Annotated in this window: 5 protein-coding genes; all 5 read right to left on the reverse strand. The window is 56.3% G+C overall.

Annotation, left to right across the window (positions count from 1 at the left end):
* Positions 1 to 556: fimbrillin family protein (locus tag HMPREF9446_RS15215; RefSeq protein WP_009126621.1), on the reverse strand; the 556-nt coding region annotated here is incomplete at its 3' end.
* Positions 557 to 696: 140 nt separating this feature from the next.
* Complete coding sequence (locus tag HMPREF9446_RS15220; protein ID WP_039969785.1) at positions 697 to 1,689, reverse strand: fimbrillin family protein; 993 nt, start codon at positions 1,687 to 1,689, stop codon at positions 697 to 699.
* Between the two features lie 69 nt (positions 1,690 to 1,758).
* Positions 1,759 to 2,691 carry a fimbrillin family protein gene (locus tag HMPREF9446_RS15225; protein ID WP_009126623.1) on the reverse strand — a complete coding sequence of 311 codons (933 nt, stop codon included), beginning with the start codon at positions 2,689 to 2,691 and terminating at the stop codon, positions 1,759 to 1,761.
* A gap of 42 nt (positions 2,692 to 2,733) precedes the next feature.
* Complete coding sequence (locus HMPREF9446_RS15230) at positions 2,734 to 3,657, reverse strand: FimB/Mfa2 family fimbrial subunit (protein ID WP_148345844.1); 924 nt, start codon at positions 3,655 to 3,657, stop codon at positions 2,734 to 2,736.
* A gap of 17 nt (positions 3,658 to 3,674) precedes the next feature.
* Positions 3,675 to 4,360 (reverse strand): DUF3575 domain-containing protein (locus tag HMPREF9446_RS15235; protein ID WP_245532292.1); only part of this gene is annotated, 686 nt, incomplete at its 5' end.

Here is a 4,360-nt window from a genome sequence, read left to right on the forward strand (position 1 = left end):
CTTTCTTTAGCGCAACCTTCACCTTTGCCAGCGCATGGCGGAAAGTGAAGGCAACGGAACCACCGTTACTGTATGCATAATCCCGTGCCGGGGCGTGCAGTATATTCTCCAATGTCCCGAAACCGGAACGCTGGTCGGTGATGCTCACTTCACCGCTACCGGTGTTACTACCGATGGTGCAACTCACCGGATGCCATGCCGCAAGGGTTTTCGTTTCGTCGGACTTCTGCCAATAGAGGGTGTTTGCTTCGCCATCGGGAAGCATCGCACCGATGTTGGCATCGCTTATCTTATACACTTTATGGTTCGCGCAGCCGTCCATGCTGATGGCTACGGGGTCGTTCTCCTGCCACGAGGTTTGGCCGTTCACATCGGTCGTGGCACGGGAGGCGGGGTTCGGGGCGGCGAGCCCATCCACGCTGGCGGTGAACGTCATGGGATATTTACCGTCCGGCAAGGTGATGCTGTCGTCCGTCACATCGCTGCACGAGGCGGCCATCAGGCAGGCGAAGCCCGCCACCGCCAGATGTCTGAATGGATTTGATTGGTTCATCATATCATTTTTCTGTTTTTATTATCATTTGTGCCACCGGCAGCGGCGAAGCTGCCCGTGTGCCACCCCTATGGGTTGCATCCTCCGCACATTACGCTTGTGTGCGGGATGGCTGAATTTCGTATCCGGTTTACGGATGCGGCTTACTCCATTTCGGCGCTGCCCTCTATTGCACTGACCGGTGTCCAGTCCTCTATCTTTGAATTGACAGTCAGTCCGGTTTGGTTCACCGTAATATTATATTGGTACTTCTTGCCGCTTTGGAATGTTAAACCACCCGGGATTTTGTAATAGAATGTTCCGCCATCGAGTGCTACTTTGATGAATTTGGTATCCGCCGCTACGGTTTGCGGCACGATGATGGCGGCGGCATAGGTGGCGCTGGAGAAATCGTCCGTAACCTCCGTGGCGATTGTAATCGGAGCCGGGGCGTTATCTCCTGTCGGGCAAGTGACCAACCCGGCACGGGCTGCTTGCGCGACTGACACGTCTGTATTGTTGATGTCGGCCTCCTTGTCGGGGGTAAATTCGGCTTTCAGCCGGGTGTTTTCGATGGTAACGGTTGCCCCGTTCAGTGCGGGTTTTCCTGCGCCCTGCTTCAGGGCTATTTCCACCTTCGACAGCAGATGGTAGAAAGTCAGGTCTACCGCACTTTTGCTGCGCTCCACCCCTTTCTTTAACCCGTACAGCAGGTCGGAGTCCAAGTAAGCGGTTCCGAGGTTGGTGCTCTGGTCAGCGGCTACCGTATGAGTTATGGCTGACGCGGGGAAAGTACTGCTACCTTCGGTGAAGGCAAAGTTTCCGTGCATCGCGTAAAAATCCAGATTGCTACCGTCGGTGGGATAATACTGGGAGCTCCCGGTGAAAGTGCCGTCGCCCTGGGCGGTCAGTGTCCATGCGCTGATGTATTCCGTGGCACCATTGTCGGCGGCTTTGTCCACCCATGTGTAAACCGTCTGGCCGGCGGCTATCTGCTTGTCGGGCACGTCGGTGTTGTTGGCGCGTGTCTGCACGCTCACGCCGCTCGTGAGGCGTATCTCGCCGTTCCAGTAGTCTGTTATCTCGTTCTCATCGGTGTTGCAACCTGCCAGTATCATTGTGGCGGCTGCCAGTGTCATAACTAATTTCGCTTTCATTTTTAGTTCTTTGTTTATAATATAATACATACGTTTGGGTTCTCATTTATCGGGTCTGCTCTCGCTTAATCACTCGGCATTGCCGTTTTCACCCTCACCGTTGCCCGGTGTCCAGTCCGCTACGGTAGAAGTCACTTCAAGGCCTGTTCCGGTAATGGTAATGCCATATTTATATTGGCTGCCTGCCACAAAGGATTGCGACTGGCCGGCGGAATGAATATTCCACCTGAACGTTGCTCCGTTTGTCAAGGTGAACACCAACTGCATCCCTTCGGTGGTAGTGTTGGGGAGCACGATGCCCTCGCAGGCCTTTCCCTGGTTGGTGACGAGCAGTTCCAGTTCGGTTTTGTCGGCTCCGATATTGGAGAGTGTCCGGGTCAATACGTCGAAGTCCGCTGTAGTGGACTGACTGGTGATACCCACTGTCATCCCCTCGAGGGCTTCGTCCGTCAATACTTTGCCGTCGGTCTTGATGGTAAGCCGGAGATTCACCAACCGGTGTTTGAAGCGGAAGGCTACTGCCGGACTGAACTTGTCGCCCGTCACCGGGGCTTCCGATACCATCAGGTCGATGTCCTTCTGCACCTCCTGCCGGCTGACATCCACTTTATACACGTCGTTTTCCAAGGGTGTCCGGTAAGGATAGTAAGCAAGGAAGTCCACTTCGCTGCCGTCTATGGGGAAGTAGACGGTTTGTCCGGCTTCCGCAGGGCGGAAAGTTCCTGTCTCTCCACCGGTTTTGGTAGTGTAGTGGCGGTTTCTCGCATCCTCTGCCACCTCGGTAGTTTCCGGTGCCAGCATATAGATGCCGATGGCGTCGTTGGCGTCCCACTGATTGTCGTGGGCACGGGTGTTCACCTGTATGCCGCCGGTTACTTCAAGGGCTACGCGTCCGTTGGCCGGCGTGCCTGTTTCTTCATTGTCGTTGCTACAGCCTGTCAGCAGTGCCAGAGCGGCAACTATCCCCCATAGGGAGACTCCATGATTCATTTTGTCATTCATAAGTGATCGTTATTTATTCGTTTTATAGTCTGATTACAATTCTCAATGTATCTCTATCTGCCCGTTGTCCACTTCCGTCCAGCCGGTGATGGTGCCGGAGAAGCTGCCTTCGGCGGGCAGTTCCAGCGTGGCATCCAGCGTCAGCGGTTCCATCTTTTCACCGAAGTTCTTCAAAACTTCGGAAAGATCGGTGGTGAAGGTCTGCACGCTTCCGTCGGTCAGGGTGACGGCAAGCGTCAGTATCTGCCGTTCTCCGGTCATGATGCCCATCAGCCGGAGCGTGGCGGCCAATGCCGGCTGTCCGGCTGCACGCGTCCTTCCGACGTCCGTACCGGGGGCAAAATCGGGCACGACTGCTTTTCCTCCGGCGGCGGTAATTGCTCCGTCCCTTAGATCGATGGCGGAAGCGATGCCTGTCAGGGTGGCGGAGGTCGCAGTGATGCGCTCTTCGTCGCCGGGGTTCAGCTTCAGTGCCAGGGTCAGGCTACGGATGCGCTGCTCCATCTTCACGGTCACTCCCAAAGTGTCGTCCTTCACGATTTCCAGCTCCTCCGTTCCCGAAAACAGGTAGCCGGGCGTTGGTTCCAGCGTGCCGTCAGCCAGCGTGTTTACGGTGGCGGTATGGCCGGTGAGGGTGATGCCTTCGGCCTGGTGGTAAACCAGCAGGTCTTGCCGGCCGGGTTCAAACAAGGCGTTGAAAGCGTTGTCCGTTCCGCCGGCCGTCTGTTCCCGCGTGCCGATACGCAGCGTATAACTCTGCGGCGGCACGGCGTCCGAAGAGGCTCCCGACCAGTCGGTGGTTACCCGTACCGCTCCCTTGCCGGGATGCGGGGTGTTGTACAGGTCGTCCTTCACGCAGCCGGTCAGTTGCAGGGTGACGAGTGCAAAGGTCAGCAACTTGCCGGCGATGGTCCATTTTATGATTGGAATTGCACGTTTGTCCGTGCGGATAGTCATTCTGTCCATGTGAACGGTATTTTTTATCATTGATTAAGTTTCCATACCAGTGTGACGCCGAGCTGGTTGACGCCCCAGTAGTTCCTGCTGTCACTGCCTTCGCGCACCCGGACGCCGTCCGTCATCTTGTACTTGTCATATTCGGCACGGGTATAGCCGATGCCCGCATGGAAATCCAGACTTAGTGCCCGGTTCAGCTCCAGCAGATAACCGCCCGTGATGCCGCCGCCCTGATAGTCGCCCTGCCTGCCCGTAGCTCCGAGCTTGCAGTTGAACTCGCCGATGTGGTACATGACACCGAGGTAACCCCGGTTTTCCTTTCCTATATAATAGCGTACTTCGGGCGATACCTTCCAGAGGGCATATCTTCTGTCTTTGTCGCTCCATGACCACGACGTCCACGAGCCGTTTGCAAGGATACCCACGTGGCGGCTGACGCGCCATTCGATACCGAGGTCGGGAGTGAGCGTTGCCCAGCGCAGCAGGTTGGCACGAAGGGCGAGAGTATGGCCGTTTTTTTCCACGGCGCCGGTTTCCTCTGCTGCTGTCACTTTCTCCGTCGCAGCCGCCTTTTCCATTGCCGGTGCTTTATCTTTCATCGCAATTTCCGCTGCCTTGTCTTCCACTGCGGTTTCCGCTGCCTCTTCATTTCCCGCACGGGTAGCGGCAGGGACTTCTGTAGGATGCGGGACGGTAACCCGTACCGTCACCC

It is taken from the genome of Bacteroides fluxus YIT 12057, assembly GCF_000195635.1.
In the GTDB taxonomy this organism is placed as follows: domain Bacteria; phylum Bacteroidota; class Bacteroidia; order Bacteroidales; family Bacteroidaceae; genus Bacteroides; species Bacteroides fluxus.